Source organism: Rhodococcus sp. 14C212, assembly GCF_011058195.1.
Classification (GTDB): Bacteria; Actinomycetota; Actinomycetes; order Mycobacteriales; family Mycobacteriaceae; genus Rhodococcus; species Rhodococcus aetherivorans.
Window position 1 is genome coordinate 1 of record NZ_JAALEH010000190.1, and the last position, 2,451, is coordinate 2,451.

At 70.3% G+C, this 2,451-nt stretch carries 1 protein-coding gene and 1 pseudogene; both read right to left on the bottom strand.

The genetic code is table 11. The features are described 5' to 3' along the window. Positions 1-770: pseudogene (locus G6038_RS30545) on the bottom strand (hypothetical protein); the annotation flags it as partial. 742 nt (positions 771-1,512) lie between these two features. Beyond that, positions 1,513-1,671 (bottom strand): hypothetical protein, encoded by a 159-nt coding sequence (locus G6038_RS30550; protein WP_165042637.1) that lies wholly within the window; start codon positions 1,669-1,671, stop codon positions 1,513-1,515. Between the last annotated feature and the right edge of the window lie 780 nt (positions 1,672-2,451).

Below are 2,451 nucleotides of genomic sequence, written 5' to 3' on the forward strand. Positions count from 1 at the left end.
TCCTCACCCAGGACGGCTACACCCCGGTCCCGGGCGCTACGCGGTTCCCCAACGCGAAAGCGGTCCTCGACTCCCTCATTCCCGAGAACGGCGCAACGACACGACCAATTTGATTCTTTACGCTTCCTGAAGACCACGTATCCCTGCTCGGCGAGCCACGCACCCCAGAACGCGTCTTCGCTGCGGCCACCGACCATCCCACCCCCGCCGTGCACCGTGACCACGGCCGGTCGTCGCTCCGGCCGCGCGGGGTCGCCGTCGTCCGGTGGGCGCCGGACGTCGAGCTCGAGTTCCTGCCCCTCGGGTCGGGCGTAGGTGACGGTCTCGGGCGCAGCGGGGGAGGGGTAGGAGAAGTATTCCGCGAGCGAGAGCGGGACACCCTCGTGCGCGGCGGTCCGCCATCCCTGCGCCACGGGCACGAGGCAGAGCGCGATGGTCACCACCGCGAGCACCGCCGCCACGAGCGAGGTCCGGCGCAACCCGGCTCGGTGCGCGAGCACGGTCAGGGCGAGGCCGAGCACGGCGCAGGCGGCGAGCAGCAGGCTGTACCCGTCGACGACCATGGCGAGCAGGTGCAGGCCCAGGTTCGGCCAGAGCAGGCCCAGGTTCGGGGTGGGCAGCACGCTCAGCAGCGCCAGCACCAGCCCGACCACCGCTCCGCCGAGCACGAGTGCGGCCAGCACGCCGCGCAGCACCCGACGGCCGGTCAAGCGGCGCTCGGTCGTCCTCGCCGCCCGGCGTGTCGTGGAGTCGCTCGTCGGGTCCTCCACGGCAGCTCCTGTGTCCCCCTCCTCGTGCACCTCGGCGCGGCACCGGTGTGTCCGAGGGAGCATCCCCTGGTGATTCTGCCCGGCAGTAGCGTCCCCGGGTGGGGCACTGCGCGGATTCCACACCGCCGAGAGTCGGGGCCGGGTGCGCGAAGCCGGCACAGCCCCGATTTCCCGAACCCGGGGGCGAGGAGACCGAGGAGCGATGTCTCGCCTCTCGCGGTCAGGGTGCCGTTTCGGCCGGGCTGTTCCCGAGCGACGAGCGCGTCCGGGCCGTCCGGCCGCCCAGGGCCCGGTGTGAAGCGAGCAGGCCTCAGAGCGTGTACATGAGGTGCGAGGTGCTCGCGACCGTCGTTCTCGCCGAGGAGTTCGCGGCTCGAGGTGACGGCGTCTCGAGCGGCTCGAAACGACGGACCCGGCGTGTGCCGGTCGGGACCGTAACCCGCCAGATCCAGGTCGTCCCTCACCTGAAGCATCCGGGTCTCGCGCCGGGGTTCAGAACTCGGCATCATACGGAAATGAAGAATTTTCCGAACCCGTACGCCGTGTACTGCGGGACAAAGCTCGCCCAGTCAGGCGCTGGTGTGGTAGACGGTGCGGCGGGCTCCGACCCCCTCGCGCACGCCGCCGGAAGTGTGGTCGAGGGTCGGCGGCGGCGCCCCCGCGGCGATGACGGCGGCCTCGACCTGCCGCGGGGCCGGGTGTATGCGCCGGGACGGCTGCAGGGGGTGTCCCTATGGTTTCGTCAAGCGGCGGCAGCAGTGGGGGCGCGATAGAAGATCTTGTGCTTGAGCATGGCGTAGAGGACGTCGCAGCGACGCCGTGCCAGGCAGATCGACGCGGCGAGCGGTGGGACGACCAGCCGCAACCCCCCGACCGTGTCCCCGAACCGTCTCCGTGGCATCAGTTGCAGAACTTTACGACGGTGATATCCGACCGCGAGACGATGACCGGTGCCGGTCCTCGGACATGCGGGGATGTCGACCACGAAGCGGACTCTGCAAGCTCCCAGCACGCGCTCGATCAGGTCGGCGCGGTGCGGTGCCCCCTCTGTCAGGGGGACAACCTCACCCGGGCAATCGCGTGCCGCTGGTGCCGACCGGCCGGCGGGGCCCCGGGGTGGTTTGCCCGCAACACCGGCCGGGGAAATCGGGGGCGAGGTTGTCCATTCGGCCACCTCGGGGGACGCGATGCGTTGGGGCAGAACACGCGCCACGAACACGACGCACCGGCGCGGGCACTATTCGCCGGACCGGGCACAGTGGTACGACGAGAATTCCCACCGGTGGTATCCGGTCACCACCGAACACGAGAGCCTCGAGATCGAGCTCGAGAGGTGGCTGCGCATGCGCACCAGTGCACGCGTCGACAGGGCTGACGCCCGGAGACTGGCAGCAGTCGCCCGCCAGGACTTCCGGCTCTTGTGAGGTCTGGGCTCCGGGGTTGTACTGGAGTTCGGCGACGGTGACTGCGCGATCGGCGGGGAGATAGCGGTGGGGTATGCCGTCGGGGTACGGGAGCTGCCCAGGCAGTATGCGGTGACCCGGGCGGTCCACGGTGTCAAGACATCCCACGGGGCTAACTTGTCAAGCAGCGTGGTCCTGGCGCGCGGCGGCGGAGGCATGCCACGCGGTCTGCTCGTCGTAGAGGGCGTGGTCGCGCAGGCACCCATGGAGAATGCCGA

Excerpts from the sequence above, each read along its gene's own strand:
- G6038_RS30550 (WP_165042637.1), bottom strand. The coding sequence starts at position 1,671 with ATGCCACGGAGACGGTTCGGGGACACGGTCGGGGGGTTGCGGCTGGTC.